The following is a 17481-nucleotide window of genomic DNA, read 5'->3' on the forward strand; positions in this document are numbered from 1 at the left end:
GATGGGGGCCGAACAGGCAACAAATATCCAAGGTTCATCAGGCATAATCCGCCCAATTCCAATATCAAGGACGCCGCCCCGTGAGCTCAGTCAACAAGTCGATTTTGTTGGTCGATGACGATCAAGAGATACGCGAGTTGCTGGATACCTACCTGACCCGCGCCGGTTTCCAGGTACGTACCACGCCCGACGGTGCCGGCTTTCGCCAGGCGCTGAACGAGGCGCCGAGTGATCTGGTGATCCTTGACGTGATGCTGCCCGACGAAGACGGCTTCAGCCTGTGCCGCTGGATTCGCCAGCACCCGCGCCAGGCGCAGGTGCCGATCATCATGCTCACCGCCAGTTCCGACGAAGCCGATCGCGTCATCGGCCTGGAACTGGGTGCCGACGATTACCTCGGCAAGCCCTTCAGCCCACGGGAATTGCAGGCACGGATCAAGGCGTTGCTGCGCCGCGCGCAGTTCGGTCAGGAGCGCAGTGGCGGTGAGGTGCTGGCTTTCGATGACTGGCGTCTGGACATGGTCAGCCATCGGCTGTTTCACATCGACGGCGAAGAGGTGATTCTCTCGGGCGCCGATTTTGCGCTGCTGAAGCTGTTCCTCGATCACCCACAGGAAATCCTCGACCGCGACACCATCGGCAACGCCACCCGTGGCCGTGAACTGATGCCCCTGGATCGCATCGTCGACATGGCGGTCAGCCGGTTGCGCCAGCGTTTGCGTGATACCGAGAAACCGCCACGGCTGATCCGCACCGTGCGTGGCAGTGGGTACCAGCTGGCAGCCAACGTGGTTGCCAGCAATGGTCACTGAGACTTTGCGCAAGCTCGCCGCCAAAGTGCCGATGCCGCGTTCGCTGCTCGGGCGAATGTTGCTGTTGACCCTGCTGGCGGTGTTGTTCGCCCAGGCGTTGTCGAGCGTGATCTGGGTGTCGCAACTGCGTGCCACACAGCTCGAGGGTCTGGTCACCAGCGCACGCAGCCTGGCCCATTCAATGACCGCCAGCGTCAGTTATTTCCGTTCGTTACCGGTGGCGTTTCGACCCTTGGTGCTCGACCAGTTGCGCAGCATGGGCGGCACCCGGTTCGTGGTGACGCTCAACGACAAACCCCTGGGCATGGAAGTGCTGCCCATCACCCCGCGCAAAGAGGCGGTGCTCAAGGCGGTGGACGAGGTGTTGCGCCAGTCCCTCGGCCAGGACACGGACATCTCGGTGACCTTCGTCAGCCCGGAAGACCTGCGCATCTTCAATGGCGGCCTGAAGCTCGATGAGTTGCCACGCTCCTGGGCGCACTACGCGCTGACCCTGGAGCCGGTGAATCCGCCGGTGCTGGTCACACAGATCCAGATGGCGCCGGGCGAATGGCTGTATATCGCCTCGTTGTTGCCCGAGCCCTACACCAGTCTTGAAGAGCAGGGCCTGCCGGCGCAGCAGGTGTGGTTCATCGTCCTGACCAGCAGCTTTTTGCTGTTGTTCATCGGCCTGCTGGTGCACTGGCAGAGTCGTCCGCTCAAGCGCCTGGCGCGGGCGGCGCGGGACCTGTCATTGGGGGCCGACGTGGAGCCGGTGGCCGAGGGCGGTGGCAGCGAAGTGGTCGAGGTCGGGCGCGCCTTCAATACCATGCGCGAGCGCATCAGCCGTTACCTGACCGAGCGCAGCCAGTTGTTCAGCGCCATTTCCCACGACCTGCGCACGCCGATCACCCGCCTGCGCCTGCGGGTCGAGTTGCTCGAGGACGAAACGCTGCAAGCCAAGTTCGGGCGCGATCTGGATGAGCTCGAATTGCTGGTCAAGGGCGCGCTGCAATGCGTGAAAGACACCGACATCCACGAGAACATCGAGCCGGTGGACCTCAACCATGTGCTCGACTGTCTGGTGGAACCCTATCTCGCGCCGAACGGCAACGGCCGCGTAACCCAGCAGGGGCGGGCGCTGGCGGCCTATCCCGGCAAACCGCTGGCGCTCAAGCGCTGCATCGGCAACCTGATCGACAATGCACTGAAGTACGGGCAGAACGCGCACCTGCACATCGATGACGACGAAAGCGCGTTCATCCTGCATGTCGATGATGAAGGGCCGGGCGTGCCGGAGCAGCGGCTGGAGCAGGTGTTCGAACCGCACTTCCGCCTGGCTGGGCAGCAGCAGGGGTATGGGTTGGGGCTGGGGATTGCCCGCAACATTGCCCATAGTCATGGCGGTGAGGTCAGCTTGCAGAATTTGCGTGAGGGCGGGTTGCGGGTGACCCTGCAGTTGCCACGTAGCGTTGACTAGTCAGACCGCGTTATCGTTCTTCGCGAGCAAGCCCGCTCCCACATTTGACCGGGTTCATCCAGATGGAATGCGATCAAGTGTGGGAGCGGGCTTGCTCGCGAAGGCGTTAGAAGATTCAACACATCCCTCAAGATAAATGTCACAGCCTGGTGACATAACTCGCCCCCTTCGTTACAAGCCCGCCGCTGCCCGTTGTTTAGACTGCCCCACAGTCATAACAACAAAAAAGGTACGCCATGGACACCTTCCAACCGGCCTTCAGCAGTTGGCTGAACGCACCTGCCCATCAGCAATGGCTCGCCACCGAAGGCTTGCGCCTGCTGGCTTTCGCCAAGGCCTCGAAGCTGCCTGAAGGCTTCGGTAACCTCGATGAAAAAGGCCGCCTCGCACCTGATGCGCAAGCCCAGACCATGAACACCGCGCGCATGACCCACAGCTTCGCCATGGCCCACATTCAGGGTTTGCCGGGTTTTGCCGAACTGGTGGATCACGGCGTAGCCGCCCTGCGCGGGCCGTTAAGCGACGCGCTGCATGGCGGCTGGTTCGCGGCTGCCGAACATCGCGACGGCAATACCGGCAAGAATGCCTACCTGCACGCTTTCGTCGCGCTGGCCGCCAGTTCTGCGGTGGTCGCGCAGCGCCCCGGTGCGCAAGCCTTGCTCGATGATGCGATCGATATCATCGACGCTTATTTCTGGAGCGAAGAAGAAGGCGCGATGCGCGAGTCCTTCAATCGCGACTGGAGCGAAGAGGAGGCGTACCGGGGCGCCAACAGCAACATGCACGCCACCGAAGCCTTTCTCGCCCTGGCCGATGTCACCGATGACAACCGCTGGCTGAGCCGTGCCCAACGGATTGTCGAGCGAGTGATCCACGGTCACGCCGCCGCCAACGATTACCTGGTGATCGAGCATTTCGACCGCGCCTGGCAACCGCTGCGGGACTACAACCGCGACAATCCGGCCGACGGCTTCCGCCCCTACGGCACCACCCCGGGCCATGGTTTCGAGTGGGCGCGGCTGTTGCTGCACCTCGAAGCTTCGCGGGTGAAGGCCGGGATGGTCACACCGGGCTGGCTGGTCACCGACGCGCAAAAACTGTTCGAGCACAATTGCCTCCACGGCTGGGACGTCGATGGCGCGCCGGGCATTGTCTACACCCTGGACTGGGACAACAAAGCGGTGGTCCGCCATCGCCTGCACTGGACCCATTGCGAAGCCAGCGCCGCCGCCAGTGCCTTGCTCAAGCGCACCGGCGATGAACAATACGAACACTGGTATCGACTGTTCTGGGAATTCTGTGACAGTCATTTCATCGACCGCGAAGGCGGCAGCTGGCATCACGAACTCGACCCGCTGAACCGCCCGGGTGCCGATATCTGGCCCGGCAAGCCTGACCTTTACCACGCCTGGCAAGCCGTGCTGATTCCGCGCCTGGCGCTGGCGCCGAGCATGGCCACGGCGCTGGCGCAGTTGTCCCAGAGCGGTTCTATGTAACCATGCGGTGACATTCGCGCATCCCTTCGTTACCTGCGAGGGGATATCCCCTGTTTAGAATCCTATGCAGCGCAAGCAACAGACTTGCATGCATAACAACAAGAAAGGTGCTCCTAGATGAATGCGATTTCTCGCCTCGCTACTGTCATTTCTCTCGCTTCCCTGTCTGCACTCCCCCTCAGTGTCCTGGCCGCCGAATCCAAAGGTTCCGTTGAAGTCGTTCACTGGTGGACTTCCGGTGGTGAAAAAGCAGCGGTCGATGTCCTGAAGGCTCAAGTCGAAAAAGACGGCTTCACCTGGAAGGATGGCGCGGTCGCCGGCGGTGGCGGCTCTACGGCCATGACCGTACTCAAGAGTCGCGCCGTAGCCGGCAACCCGCCGGGTGTTGCACAGATCAAGGGGCCGGACATCCAGGAGTGGGGCAGCACTGGCCTGCTCAGCACCGACGCGCTGAAAGAAGTATCCAAGTCCGAAAACTGGGATGGCCTGCTGTCGAAGAAAGTCTCCGACACCGTGAAGTACGAAGGTGACTACGTCGCCGTGCCGGTGAACATCCACCGCGTCAACTGGCTGTGGATCAACCCGCAGGTGTTCAAGAAAGCCGGGATCGAAAAAGCCCCGACCACCCTCGAAGAATTCTATGCCGCCGGCGACAAGCTCAAGGCGGCCGGCTTCATTGCGCTCGCCCACGGCGGTCAGCCTTGGCAGGACAGCACCGTGTTCGAAGACGTGGTGCTCTCGGTCATGGGCGCTGACGGTTACAAGAAAGCCCTGGTCGACCTGGACCAGAAAACCCTGTCCGGCCCGCAGATGACCCAGTCGTTCGCCGAGCTGAAAAAGATCACCGGCTACATGGACCCGAACCGCGCCGGTCGTGACTGGAACATCGCCGCCGCCGAAGTCATCAATGGCAAGGCCGGCATGCAGATGATGGGCGACTGGGCGAAAAGCGAGTGGACGGCGGCCGGGAAAATCGCGGGCAAGGACTACCTGTGCGTAGCGTTCCCGGGCACTGAAAAAGCCTTCACCTACAACATCGACTCCCTGGCGGTGTTCAAGCTCAAGGCCGATCGCAAGGGCGACATCGCTGCCCAGCAAGACCTGGCCAAGGTCGCATTGGGCACTGACTTCCAGAAAGTCTTCAGCATGAACAAGGGTTCGATCCCGGTGCGTAACGACATGCTGAACGAAATGGACAAGCTCGGCTTCGACGAGTGCGCCCAGAAGTCGGCGAAGGACTTCATCGCGGACGACAAGACCGGCGGCCTGCAACCGAGCATGGCGCACAACATGGCCACCTCCCTGGCCGTGCAGGGCGCGATCTTCGACGTGGTCACCAACTTCATGAACGACAAGGACGCTGACCCGGCCAAGGCCAGCGCCCAACTGGCCTCGGCTGTCAAAGCGGCCCAGTAATCCCTTGGCCCCCCCTGTAGGAGCTGCCGCAGGCTGCGATCTTTTGATCTTGATTGTAAAAAACAACATCAAAAGATCGCAGCCTGCGGCAGCTCCTACAGATCCCAATATCTAAACCTGGATTATCCCGATGAGCTCTGTGGCGGTTTTCAGCAAAGCCTCACCGTTCGATGCCCTGCAACGCTGGCTACCCAAGTTGGTACTCGCGCCGAGCATGCTGATCGTGTTGGTTGGTTTCTACGGTTACATCATCTGGACGTTCATTCTGTCCTTCACCAATTCCAGCTTCATGCCGAGCTACAAGTGGGTCGGCCTGCAGCAATACATGCGCCTGATGGACAACGACCGCTGGTGGGTCGCGAGCAAGAACCTCGCGCTGTTCGGCGGCATGTTCATCGGCATCAGCCTGGTGCTGGGCGTGTTCCTCGCCGTGCTGCTGGACCAGCGCATTCGCAAGGAAGGCTTCATCCGCACCGTCTACCTGTACCCGATGGCGCTGTCGATGATCGTCACCGGTACCGCGTGGAAATGGCTGCTCAACCCAGGCCTGGGCCTGGACAAGATGCTGCGTGACTGGGGCTGGGAAGGCTTGCGCCTCGACTGGCTGGTGGATCAGGATCGCGTCGTCTACTGCCTGGTGATCGCCGCCGTGTGGCAAGCCTCCGGGTTTGTCATGGCGATGTTCCTCGCCGGTCTGCGCGGTGTCGATCAATCGATCATCCGTGCCGCGCAAGTTGACGGGGCAAGCCTGCCGACCATCTACCTGAAGATCGTCCTGCCGAGCCTGCGCCCGGTGTTCTTCAGTGCCTTCATGATCCTGGCGCACATCGCGATCAAGAGCTTCGACCTGGTCGCGGCGATGACCGCGGGCGGTCCGGGCTACTCCTCCGACCTGCCGGCGATGTTCATGTATTCCTTCACCTTCAGCCGTGGCCAGATGGGCATCGGTTCGGCCAGCGCCATGCTGATGCTCGGCGCCGTGCTGACCATCCTCGTGCCGTACCTGTACTCCGAGCTGCGAGGCAAACGCCATGACTAATCAACTCGGCAAACCATCGCTCAGCTTCAGCCGCATCGCGATCTACGCCACCTTGTTGCTGGCCGCTGCGATCTACCTGATCCCGTTGGTGGTGATGCTGCTGACCAGTTTCAAATCCCCGGAAGACATCCGCACCGGCAACCTGCTGAGCTGGCCGACCGTGATCGACGGCATCGGCTGGATCAAGGCCTGGGACGTGGTCGGCGGCTACTTCTGGAACTCGGTGAAAATCACCGTGCCGGCGGTATTGATCTCGACCTTCATCGGCGCGATGAACGGCTACGTGCTGTCGATGTGGCGCTTTCGTGGCTCGCAGTTGTTCTTCGGCCTGTTGTTGTTCGGCTGCTTCCTGCCGTTCCAGACCGTGCTGCTGCCGGCCTCGTTCACCCTCGGCAAATTCGGCCTGGCCAACACCACCACCGGCCTGGTGCTGGTGCACGTGGTCTACGGCCTGGCGTTCACCACGCTGTTCTTCCGCAACTACTACGTGAGCATTCCGGATGCGCTGGTCAAGGCCGCAAGGCTCGATGGCGCGGGCTTCTTCACGATCCTCCTGAAAATCCTGCTGCCGATGTCGATCCCGATCGTGATGGTCTGCCTGATCTGGCAGTTCACCCAGATCTGGAACGACTTCCTGTTCGGCGTGGTCTTCGCCAGCGGCGATGCCCAGCCAATTACCGTGGCCCTGAACAACCTGGTCAACACCAGCACCGGGGCCAAGGAATACAACGTTGATATGGCCGCCGCGATGATCGCCGGGCTGCCGACACTGCTGGTCTACATATTCGCTGGCAAGTATTTCCTGCGTGGGCTGACGTCCGGCGCGGTCAAGGGGTAGAAAGATGGCAACTCTCGAATTACGCAACGTCAACAAGACCTACGGCCCCGGCTTGCCGGACACCCTGAAAAACATCGAACTGAAAATCGATGACGGTGAGTTCCTGATCCTGGTCGGCCCGTCGGGCTGCGGTAAATCCACGCTGATGAACTGCATCGCCGGCCTGGAAACCATCAGCGGCGGCGCGATCCTGGTGGACGACGCCGACATCAGCGGCATGAGCCCCAAGGATCGCGACATCGCCATGGTGTTCCAGTCCTACGCGCTGTACCCGACCATGAGCGTGCGCGACAACATCGCCTTTGGCCTGAAGATCCGCAAAATGCCGACCGCGGAAATCGACGAAGAAGTCGCTCGTGTTTCCAAGTTGTTGCAGATCGAGCACCTGCTCAGCCGCAAGCCCGGCCAGCTCTCCGGTGGCCAGCAACAGCGCGTGGCGATGGGCCGTGCCCTGGCGCGGCGGCCGAAGATTTATCTGTTCGACGAACCGCTGTCCAACCTCGACGCCAAGCTGCGGGTCGAGATGCGCACCGAAATGAAACTGATGCACCAGCGCCTGAAAACCACCACGGTCTACGTGACCCACGACCAGATCGAAGCCATGACCCTGGGCGACAAAGTGGCGGTGATGAAGGACGGGATCATCCAGCAGTTCGGTACGCCGAAGGACATCTACAACAACCCGGCCAACCTGTTCGTGGCGAGCTTCATCGGTTCGCCGCCGATGAACTTCATCCCGCTGCGCCTGCAGCGCAAGGACGGTCGCCTGCTGGCGCTGCTCGACAGCGGCCAGGCCCGTTGCGAACTGCCGCTGGGCATGCAGGACGCCGGTCTGGAAGACCGCGAAGTGATTCTCGGCATGCGCCCTGAGCAGATCATCCTGGCCAATGGCGATGCGAACGGTTTGCCGACCATTCGTGCCGAAGTCCAGGTCACCGAGCCGACCGGGCCCGACACCCTGGTCTTCGTCAACCTCAACGACACCAAGGTCTGCTGCCGCCTGGCACCGGACGTGGCGCCAGCGGTGGGCGAGACCCTGACCCTGCAATTCGACCCGGCGAAAGTGCTGCTGTTCGATGCCAAGACAGGGGAGCGCCTAGGGGTGGCCGGCGTGCCGAAAACCGAAGCGCACAGCGCCAACGTCGCCCAATTCAAAGGCCGCTGAAGATCAAGAAATGTGGGAGCGGGCTTGCTCGCGAATGCGTTAGGTCAGTCGACATCGATGCTGAATGTCAGACCGTCTTCGCGAGCAAGTCGGAGCGCCGAACCGCCGCTCCCACAGGGGGGGATATGCGCCGGGTGGAGACATCCGTCGCAACCGTTGTAACCGCGTTAAAGAAGAAAAGTTAATAACAATAAAACGAGGAAGTAGGGATGAAGATGAAGAACAAGGCCCGGTTGATCTGCCAGGTTTCAGCAGCGGCAGCACTGGTTCTGGCCGGTAATGCGATGGCCGATGAAGCGTTCAGCTCCGACTCCAGGTGGATGACGGGCGACTGGGGTGGCGAGCGTACCAAGCTGATCGGGCAAGGCATCGACATCAAGATGGACTACGTCGGTGAAGTCGGCGGCAACCTCCATGGCGGCTTCAACGATGACAAGACCGCGCGCTACGCCGACCAGTTTGGCCTGGGCGCGGCGCTGGACCTGGAGAAGCTGTTCGGCTGGGACAACACCCAGGCCAAGATCCAGCTCACCAACCGTAACGGCGAGAACATCTCCAACGACCGTATCGGCGACCCGCGTGCCGGCACCTTGAGCTCCTCCCAGGAAGTCTATGGTCGCGGCCACATGGTCCGTCTGACCCAGTTGTGGATTCAGCACCAGTTCTTCGACAACAAGCTGGACGTCAAGGCCGGTTACTTCGGTGAAGGTGAAGACTTCAACACCTTCCCGTGCGAATTCCAGAACCTGGCGTTCTGCGGATCCCAGGTGGGTAACTGGGCCACCAACATCTGGTACAACTGGCCGGTCAGCCAGGCGGCGATCCGCGTGAAGTACAACATCAATGACGAGCTCTACGCCCAGATCGGCGCGTACAACCAGAACACGTCGCAACTGGAGCACGGTAACGGCTTCAAGCTCAGCGGCAGTGGCACCAATGGCACCGTCCTGCCGGTCGAGCTGGTCTGGTCGCCGAAGGTCAACAACCTGCCGGGTGAATACCGTGTCGGTTACTACAAAAGTACCTCTGATGCCGACGACGTTCTCAAGGACGACAACGGCCAGAACGCAGCGACCACCGGCAACCCTTATCGCGTCCACGATAGCAAGCACGGCTACTGGTTCGTCGCTCAGCAGCAACTGACCAGCCACAATGGCGATGCTTCCCGTGGTCTGAACATTGCGGCCAACGCCACTTTCCACGACAAGGACACCAACTTCATCGACAACTACCAGTCGCTGATGTTCGTGTACAAGGGCCCGTTCGACGCGCGTCCGAAGGATGACGTGGGCATCGGTTTCGCCCGTATCCATGTCAACGATGACGTGAAGAAAAACGCCGAGCTGACCAACGTGGCCAACGGTGTTTCGGAATACGACAATCCGCTGTTCTCGCCCATTCGTGAAACCGAATACAACTACGAGATCAACTACGGCTTCCACGTGACCAACTGGCTGACCGTACGTCCCAACCTGCAATACGTCACGCACCCGGGTGGTGTGGATGAAGTCGACAACGCGCTGGTGGCCGGCCTGAAAATTCAGTCGGTGTTCTAACGCGTCTGCGATAAGCTTCTCTCCATGTGCGCATATTTGCGGACAGCCATGGCTGTCCGCTTTTTTTTGCGGGCCGCGCACCCCGGTGACAGTTGATTTCAGGACCGTGGCACATGCTTGAGCATCCGCTACAACGCTTCTTCAAATCCTTGCGCGAACGTCCGGTGTTTGCGTGGGAGCGCTATCAGACGCGCGATGTGCTGGTGATCGATCATCCGCTGTGTCAGGCGGTGTTCAGCCGTCAGGGCGCGCAGCTGTTGCACTTCCAGCCCATGGGCCAGAAACCCTGGCTGTGGTGCGCGGCAAAGTGGCCGCAGGTCGGCGCCATTCGCGGCGGCGTGCCGGTGTGTTGGCCCTGGTATGGCCGGCATCCGAGCGAAAACGCCTGGCCGTCCCATGGCTGGGCGCGCTTGCTCGACTGGAAGCTGATTGACAGCACCAGTGAAGACGATGGCGTGCGATTGCACTGGCAACTGAAGTTGTGCGACTGGCAGGTGGACCTGCACGCGCACCTGGGTGAACGCATGGAACTGCGCCTGAGCACCGAGCATCAGGACGACATGCCGTGCCAGTTGAGCCAGGCTTTGCACGCTTACTGGCGTATTGGCGATGTCAGTGAGGTAGCGCTGTCTGGGCTCGAAGGCGCGCAGGGTTATGACCAGTTGAGCCGGCAGGTTTGCCAGCAGGAAGGCGAGCTACGCGTGGACGGCGGATGCCAGCGGGTGTTCCAGCATGACGGCGAATTGCAGCTCAATGACCATGCCTGGCAACGGGCGTTGTGCATTGATACCGGGGATACGGCAGACACGGTGGTTTGGCATCCCGGTTCACGTCCGCTACTCGGCGTGACCTGGAACGAGATATCCGAATTTGTCTGTGTGGAAGCGGCGAGCGGCGGTACCGACAGCCTGTGCCTCAAACCGGGGGAGCGGGCGCATTTGAGATTGCAGGCGCGGGTGGGGGTTTAGTTCAAGATATTGCGGTGTCTTGACTGGCCCCTTCGCGGGCAAGCCCGCTCCCACAGGTGACCCGGTTCCGCCAGAACGAACGCGGTCAAATGTGGGAGCGGGCTTGCCCGCGAAGGGGCCGGATCATTCAACACAGAAGCATCTGGCCTCAGTTGAACTCATCACCCACCGGATACCGGCTGGCATTCAAGCTCTCCTTGATCTTGCGCAAGTGCGGCTGGAAATCCACACCCCGGCGCAAGGTCATGCCGGTGGCGAGCACGTCCAGCACGGTCAGCTGGATGATCCGCGACGTCATCGGCATGTAGATGTCGGTGTCTTCCGGCAGCGGAATGTTCAGGCTCAGGGTGCTGGCCTTGGCCAGTGGCGAGTTCTCGGCAGTCAGGCCAAGTACCGAGGCGCCGTTTTCCCGGGCGATGCGCGCCACTTCCACCAGTTCGCGGGTGCGGCCAGTGTAGGAAATGATCACGAACAACTCGCCGGTATGGGCCACCGAGGCGATCATGCGCTGCATCAGCACATCGGCGTGGGCCGTGACGGCGAGGTTGAAGCGGAAGAACTTGTGCTGCGCATCCAGTGCCACCGGGGCCGAGGCGCCGAGGCCGAAGAAGTGGATTTGCCGCGCCTGGATCAGCAGGTCGACGGCGCGGCTGATCAGGTTCGGGTCCAGTGCCTGGCAGGCGCTGTCCAGCGAGGCGATGGCGCTGCCGAAGATCTTCTGGGTGTAGGCCTCCGGATTGTCATCGGCTTCCACCGCACGGCTCACATAAGCGGCACCACTGGCCAGGCTCTGGGCCAGTTGCAGCTTGAGCTCAGGGTAGCCGCTGACGCCGAACGAACGGCAGAAACGGTTGACCGTCGGTTCGCTGACCGAAGCGGCCTGGGCGAGGGCGGCGATGCTGAAGCGGGTGGCCTGCTGCGGGTTGAGCAGGATCACCTCGGCGACTTTGCGTTCGGCCTTGTTCAGCTCTTCAAGGCGATTCTGGATTTGCTCCAGTAAATTTCGCACGCGGTCCATATAAGTATCCTTGATTCACCGGCACCGATAAGCGCGCGGCTAATGCAAAAAGGGCCTTTGGTGAGGCCCGTAACGGTGGCCTATCCTACTGATGGCTCCGACCGACCACCACTCGGAATCTGTATTTTGCGAAAATGTTGTGGTTATTACTACATTTTCCCTTGAGTGATGCCTTGAAAAAAGGTATTTGTAGCTTAACTTGATAAAAGAACAAACATCATGCTTTCGATTACGGTTGAACCGTGCACCTTTGCCTTGTTCGGCGCCCTTGGCGATCTGGCCTTGCGCAAGCTGTTTCCTGCCCTTTATCAACTCGACGGCGCCGGCCTGTTGCACGAGGACACGCGGATCATCGCGCTGGCCCGTGAGCCGGGCAGCGAGCAGGAGCACCTGGCGTTCATCACCTCCGAGTTGCGCCGCTATGTGGGTGCCAAAGAGCTGGATGAAGCCGTGGTCGAGCGTTTTCTGGCGCGCCTGAGCTACCTGCACGTAGACTTCCTCAACCCCGAAGATTATGTGGCCCTGGCCGAATCCGCCGGCAGTTCGCAGCGGGTCATCGCCTACTTTGCGACCCCGGCCGCCGTGTATGGCGCCATTTGCGAGAACCTGGCCAAGGTCGGCCTGGCGCAAAACACCCGTGTGGTACTGGAAAAGCCCATCGGTTCGGACCTGGAGTCCTCGCGCAAGGTCAACGACGCCGTGGCGCAGTTCTTCCCGGAGAACCGCACCTACCGCATCGACCACTATCTGGGTAAAGAGACCGTCCAGAACCTGATCGCCCTGCGTTTCGCCAACAGCCTGTTCGAAACCCAGTGGAACCAGAATTACATTTCCCACGTGGAAATCACCGTAGCCGAGAAGGTCGGTATCGAAGGCCGCTGGGGTTACTTCGACAAGGCCGGCCAGCTGCGGGACATGATCCAGAATCACCTGCTGCAACTGCTCTGCCTGATCGCCATGGACCCGCCGGCCGACCTGTCCGCCGACAGCATCCGCGACGAGAAGGTCAAAGTGCTCAAGGCCCTGGCGCCGATCAGCCCGGAAGGCCTGACCACCCAGGTGGTGCGCGGCCAGTACATCGCCGGCTACAGCGAAGGCAAAGCGGTACCCGGGTACCTGGAAGAACCCAATTCCAACACCCAGAGCGACACCGAAACCTTTGTCGCCCTGCGTGCCGACATCCGCAACTGGCGCTGGGCCGGCGTGCCGTTTTACCTGCGTACCGGCAAGCGCATGCCGCAGAAGCTGTCGCAGATCGTCATCCACTTCAAGGAACCGTCGCACTACATCTTCGCTCCCGAGCAGCGCCTGCAAATCAGCAACAAGCTGATTATCCGCCTGCAACCGGACGAAGGCATTTCCTTGCGTGTCATGACCAAAGATCAAGGCCTGGACAAGGGCATGCAGCTGCGCAGCGGTCCGTTGCAGCTGAATTTTTCCGACACCTGGAGCAGCGCACGGATTCCCGATGCCTACGAGCGGTTGTTGCTGGAAGTGATGCGCGGCAATCAGAACCTGTTTGTCCGTAAAGATGAAATTGAAGCCGCGTGGAAGTGGTGTGACCAGTTGATCGCCGGGTGGAAAAAATCCGGTGATGCGCCCAAGCCGTACGCGGCCGGGTCCTGGGGGCCGATGAGCTCCATTGCTCTGATCACGCGGGACGGGAGGTCGTGGTATGGCGATATCTGATTTGAAACTGCCCCAGGGCGTCAGCGCCCATGGGTTCAAGAGCCCGGTGCTGCTGGCTGAAAGCCTGGCACTGAACGTGGCGAAACAACTGAGCGACGCGATCGACGCCCAGGGCACTGCGACCCTGGTGGTTTCCGGTGGCCGCAGCCCGGTGGCGTTTTTCCAGCACCTGGCCAAGCAGGTGCTGGACTGGTCGAACGTGGTGGTCAGCCTGGCCGACGAGCGCTGGGTGCCGGTCGAACACGCCGACAGCAACGCCGGCCTGATCAAGCGCTACCTGCTGCAAGGTCAGGCGGCCAAAGCGCAGTTCCTGAGCCTGTACAGCGCCAGTGCCAACCTGGAACAGGCGGCCGAGCAGGCCGACCGCTTGCTGTCGGAGTTGCCGGTGATCGACGTGCTGATCCTCGGCATGGGTGACGACGGCCACACCGCGTCGCTGTTCCCCAACAGCCCGAACCTTGCCGAGGCCTTGCAGGCCGATGGTGTTCGTCGCTGCTGGCCAATGCTGGCGCCGACCGTGCCGCATCAGCGCCTGACCATGAGCCGCGCGCTGCTGGCCTCGGCCAAGCATAAGGTTCTATCGATTTCCGGTCTGTCCAAGCTGACCACCCTGAGTACCGCACTGGCCGGCGACGATGTCGCCGCAATGCCGATTCGCGCGTTTCTGCAACCCACGTTAGAGATTTACTGGTGCCCATGAGCCAAGGAACAGCCGCTATGACAAACCCATCCCCGACCGTTTCCATGGCGGACAAAGTTGCCCTGATCGACAGCATCTGCGCGAAAGCACGGATCCTGCCGGTGATCACCATCGCCCGCGAGCAGGACGTTCTGCCACTGGCCGACGCCCTCGCGGCCGGTGGCCTGACAGCCCTGGAAGTGACCCTGCGTTCGCAATTCGGCCTCAAGGCCATCCAGATTCTGCGCGAGCAGCGTCCGGAACTGGTGACCGGTGCCGGCACCGTGCTCGATCGCCACATGCTGGCGGCGGCCGAAGCGGCCGGCTCGCAATTCATCGTCACGCCGGGTATCACCCGCGACCTGCTGGAAGCCAGCGTCGCCAGCCCGATTCCACTGTTGCCAGGCATCAGCAATGCCTCGGGCATCATGGAAGGCTACGGCCTGGGTTATCGCCGCTTCAAGCTGTTCCCGGCCGAAGTCAGCGGCGGCGTCGCGGCCATCAAGGCTTTGGGCGGTCCGTTCGGCGAAGTGAAATTCTGCCCGACCGGCGGCGTGGGACCTGCCAACATCAAGAGCTACATGGCATTGAAAAACGTCATGTGCGTGGGCGGTAGCTGGATGCTTGATCCGGAGTGGATCAAGAACGGCGACTGGGCCCGCATTCAGGAGTGCACCGCCGAGGCTTTGGCGCTGCTGGACTGATCGCTTCACCCTACACCTCGTTGTGTGTTCTACGGCTTTACGGTGCGCTTGGTCGGCGCACCGTTTTTTTTTGCCTGAAGAAAGTTGCCTGGATCGACTCATCCCCCCTGTGGGAGCGGGCTTGAACTGGCGAAGAGGGAGTGTCAGTCGACATCAACGTTACCTGACACGCCGCATTCGTCGGAACGCCGCCCGGAGCAAGCCCGTTCCCACACAAAAAAAGACATCATGCGATACATAGTTACCGCATAACGAAAATCGACCAGTGCTAGCCTGCGTTCATCTTATGGAAGAGAGAACGTCATGGACGCTACCACCTCAGTTGTACCCCCGGCACCGGTTTGCCTGCTGTCACCCGAACAGATTGCCGGCCCGTATTTCCGCAACCCCAAACTGATCCGCAGAAACATCAGCGAAGGCGCCGAAGGCGTTCCGTTGGTGTTGCGGCTGACCATTGTCGACGCCATGACCGGTGAGCCGGTCCCCGATGCGCTGGTGGACATCTGGCACTGCAATGCCCGCGGTGCCTATTCGGGCTGGAGCAAGATCAACCCGGACGTCGAGGTCGATACCGGAGACATCGGCGCCGTCCCGCGTACCGATGACGATACCTACCTGCGCGGCGGGCAGTTCACCGACAAGTCCGGCATCGTGCGCTTCACCACGATCTACCCGGGTTTTTACGCCGGCCGCGCCTTGCACATTCACGTCGCCGTGCGCATCACGTCCGGCAACAACTATCTGCAAGAACGGCATGTCGCCTGGGTCGGGCAGCTTTACCTGCCGGAGGTGGCCTCGCGCTCGGTACTCGGCAGCCGAGCCTACGGCGGCCGAACCGTGCCGGTCCTGACTAACGACCAGGACTTTTTCTATACAACCATGGGCGGTGAAGAATCGACCTTGAGCGTGCACACCCTGGGGCGGGATTCGGCTGAAGACGGCTACTTCGGGCAGATGACCATCGGCATCGACACGTTCGCCGTGTCGACACAGATCAGGCCCGAGGACTTTGACAAGTACACCGTCTGACGTCAGCCCAGCTCGGTCAATGCCCTGGCCAGCATATCCATGTCGGCTGCGGTGGTGGTAAGCCCCGGTGTAATGCGGATGCACGGACCGCATGCGGCGCCACTGCGGGTCACGGTGAACAGGTTGTACTCATTGAGCAGGCGCTCAACCATCGATTGCTGGTCGGCGTGCCGGGTAAAGCGCAACGAGGTGATGCCGCAATACAGGCGCGGGTCATCCGGAGTCAGGACTTCAACGCCGGGTAACTGCCGCGCCGCACCGACCCAGCGGTTGCGCAGATAATTGAGCCGCGCGCCCTTGGCCGCGGCACCCCCCATCGCCCAATGTTCTTCGAGTACCAGCGGCAGAGTCAGCAGCGCCGGGATGTTGGGGGTGCTGTACGAGGTACGGGCGCGAATGTCAGTGGGCGGAAAATGCATCTCGCCCATGTCCGGGTCGATGTCGGCCAGGCGTTCGGGCGCTATGTAGATAAAGCCGAGGGTCAGCGGTGCGCCGATCCACTTGTGCAGATTGAAGCCGGCGAAGTCGATACCGAGCTCGGTCAGGTCGAATTCAAGCTGGCCGAGGGCATGGGCGCCGTCGAGGATGACGTCGATGCCATGCTCCTTCGCAGCCGCTGCAATCGCCTGCACCGGCATCACCAGGCCCGTGCGATGGGTGACGTGGGTCAGGGCCATCAGCTTCAACCGTGGATACCGCGCGAAGGCTTCCCGATAGGTATTGAGCAAGCTGTCGAAGGTTGCGGGGTGTGCATGTTCGATCTCGATCACTTCGACACCACGATTACGGGCCAGCCAGCGCATGGCGCCTTTGACCGTGTCGTATTCCAGATCGCAAATCAGTACCTGATCGCCGGGCTGCAATCGGTTGTAGTTGCGGATCAGCGATTGCAAACCTTCCGAGGCGTTACGGGTCAGGGCGATGCTGTCGGCGGGTACGCCTATCATCCTGGCCAGTTGCGCGCGGATCTTCAGGCTGTCGGCCTGTTCGAAACGCTGACGCACGTACACCGAATTGCTGCGGTTGATGAGCTCGATGTTGCGCTGGTACTCCTCGACCACCGTGCGCGACATGCGCCCGAAGTAACCGTTCTCCAGGTTGAGCGGACCGGGTTCGACATCGTAACGGTCGGCAAAGGTTTGCCAGAAGGCTTCATCACGGGCGCGGCGGGTGTTGTCGGGCATGGGGTACTCGGTAGGTGATTCAGTGGCGCGGGGCAGGTTTGCCGTGTTTGGCGCGCAGCGGTTCGAGCAAGTCCGACAAACCGTTGTGATCGATCTCCTGCATCAGGGCCAGCAAGCCGCCCAACTCGCCATGGGGGAAACCCTCCCGGGCGAACCAGTTCAGGTAAGGGCCGGGCAGGTCGGCAATGATTCGACCCTTGTATTTGCCAAAGGGCATTTCGCGGGTGATCAGCAGTTCGAGCTTTTCAGGATTCATCGATCGGTCGTCTTGATTCAGTCAGTCTGGAAAATACAGGCATTCTGCATGCAGGCCAAATGACCGACATGAATAATGCCAACTAGCCTAATGCCGATCAGTTAGGCGAACCCAGACGCTACACCTTCCTTGTAGCAGCTGGCGTAGCCTGCGTCCGGCTGCGCAGCAGTCGT

General features: G+C 61.1%; 16 protein-coding genes. 13 read left to right on the forward strand and 3 right to left on the reverse strand.

Annotated features, from left to right (window positions below; all coding sequences use genetic code 11):
• The first annotated feature begins 80 nt into the window (after positions 1-80).
• From PMI34_RS12560 to PMI34_RS12520, 9 genes are all read left to right on the forward strand, one after another.
• Positions 81-812 (forward strand): response regulator, encoded by a 732-nt coding sequence (locus PMI34_RS12560; RefSeq protein ID WP_008050538.1) that lies wholly within the window; start codon positions 81-83, stop codon positions 810-812.
• A gap of 31 nt (positions 813-843) precedes the next feature.
• Positions 844-2271 carry an ATP-binding protein gene (locus PMI34_RS12555; RefSeq protein WP_198530255.1) on the forward strand — a complete coding sequence of 476 codons (1428 nt, stop codon included), beginning with the start codon at positions 844-846 and terminating at the stop codon, positions 2269-2271.
• Between the two features lie 236 nt (positions 2272-2507).
• Positions 2508-3767 carry a D-mannose isomerase gene (locus tag PMI34_RS12550; protein ID WP_008050540.1) on the forward strand — a complete coding sequence of 420 codons (1260 nt, stop codon included), beginning with the start codon at positions 2508-2510 and terminating at the stop codon, positions 3765-3767.
• Between the two features lie 117 nt (positions 3768-3884).
• The gene (locus PMI34_RS12545; protein WP_008050541.1) at positions 3885-5183 is read left to right on the forward strand and encodes an ABC transporter substrate-binding protein; all 1299 of its coding nucleotides are present in this window, start codon (positions 3885-3887) and stop codon (positions 5181-5183) included.
• Between the two features lie 130 nt (positions 5184-5313).
• Positions 5314-6222, forward strand: a complete 909-nt coding sequence (locus PMI34_RS12540; RefSeq protein WP_008050543.1) for a carbohydrate ABC transporter permease — start codon at positions 5314-5316, stop codon at positions 6220-6222.
• The gene (locus PMI34_RS12535) at positions 6215-7060 is read left to right on the forward strand and encodes a carbohydrate ABC transporter permease (protein ID WP_008050545.1); all 846 of its coding nucleotides are present in this window, start codon (positions 6215-6217) and stop codon (positions 7058-7060) included. Before PMI34_RS12540 ends, PMI34_RS12535 begins: the two co-directional genes overlap by 8 nt.
• A 4-nt stretch (positions 7061-7064) precedes the next feature.
• Positions 7065-8225 (forward strand): ABC transporter ATP-binding protein, encoded by a 1161-nt coding sequence (locus PMI34_RS12530; RefSeq protein WP_008050555.1) that lies wholly within the window; start codon positions 7065-7067, stop codon positions 8223-8225.
• Between the two features lie 209 nt (positions 8226-8434).
• Complete coding sequence (locus tag PMI34_RS12525) at positions 8435-9781, forward strand: carbohydrate porin (RefSeq protein WP_008050557.1); 1347 nt, start codon at positions 8435-8437, stop codon at positions 9779-9781.
• 113 nt (positions 9782-9894) lie between these two features.
• Positions 9895-10749 carry a D-hexose-6-phosphate mutarotase gene (locus tag PMI34_RS12520; RefSeq protein ID WP_008050558.1) on the forward strand — a complete coding sequence of 285 codons (855 nt, stop codon included), beginning with the start codon at positions 9895-9897 and terminating at the stop codon, positions 10747-10749.
• A 148-nt stretch (positions 10750-10897) separates the two neighbouring features.
• Here the strand turns inward: PMI34_RS12520 and PMI34_RS12515 are convergent, their stop codons facing one another.
• Positions 10898-11758, reverse strand: a complete 861-nt coding sequence (locus tag PMI34_RS12515) for a MurR/RpiR family transcriptional regulator (RefSeq protein ID WP_170948639.1) — start codon at positions 11756-11758, stop codon at positions 10898-10900.
• 228 nt (positions 11759-11986) lie between these two features.
• Here PMI34_RS12515 and zwf point away from each other — a divergent pair, with 228 nt between their 5' ends.
• From zwf to PMI34_RS12495, 4 genes are all read left to right on the forward strand, one after another.
• A complete protein-coding gene (zwf, locus tag PMI34_RS12510; RefSeq protein ID WP_008050559.1) occupies positions 11987-13456 on the forward strand; it encodes a glucose-6-phosphate dehydrogenase in 1470 nt (489 codons plus the stop codon).
• Positions 13443-14156, forward strand: a complete 714-nt coding sequence (pgl, locus tag PMI34_RS12505) for a 6-phosphogluconolactonase (RefSeq protein WP_008050560.1) — start codon at positions 13443-13445, stop codon at positions 14154-14156. The genes zwf and pgl overlap by 14 nt, the downstream gene beginning before the upstream one ends.
• A 17-nt stretch (positions 14157-14173) precedes the next feature.
• Positions 14174-14839 carry a bifunctional 4-hydroxy-2-oxoglutarate aldolase/2-dehydro-3-deoxy-phosphogluconate aldolase gene (locus tag PMI34_RS12500; protein ID WP_008050561.1) on the forward strand — a complete coding sequence of 222 codons (666 nt, stop codon included), beginning with the start codon at positions 14174-14176 and terminating at the stop codon, positions 14837-14839.
• A 303-nt stretch (positions 14840-15142) separates the two neighbouring features.
• A complete protein-coding gene (locus PMI34_RS12495) occupies positions 15143-15868 on the forward strand; it encodes an intradiol ring-cleavage dioxygenase (RefSeq protein ID WP_008050562.1) in 726 nt (241 codons plus the stop codon).
• 2 nt (positions 15869-15870) lie between these two features.
• Here PMI34_RS12495 and PMI34_RS12490 read toward each other — a convergent pair whose 3' ends face one another.
• Together PMI34_RS12490 and PMI34_RS12485 are read right to left on the reverse strand one after the other, a co-directional pair.
• Positions 15871-17052 carry an aminotransferase class V-fold PLP-dependent enzyme gene (locus tag PMI34_RS12490; protein WP_008050563.1) on the reverse strand — a complete coding sequence of 394 codons (1182 nt, stop codon included), beginning with the start codon at positions 17050-17052 and terminating at the stop codon, positions 15871-15873.
• 19 nt (positions 17053-17071) lie between these two features.
• Positions 17072-17308: a DUF3820 family protein gene (locus PMI34_RS12485; protein ID WP_003227425.1), complete on the reverse strand. Its 237-nt coding sequence runs from the start codon at positions 17306-17308 to the stop codon at positions 17072-17074.
• Between the last annotated feature and the right edge of the window lie 173 nt (positions 17309-17481).

It is taken from the genome of Pseudomonas sp. GM74, from assembly GCF_000282455.1.
Taxonomy (GTDB): domain Bacteria; phylum Pseudomonadota; class Gammaproteobacteria; order Pseudomonadales; family Pseudomonadaceae; genus Aquipseudomonas.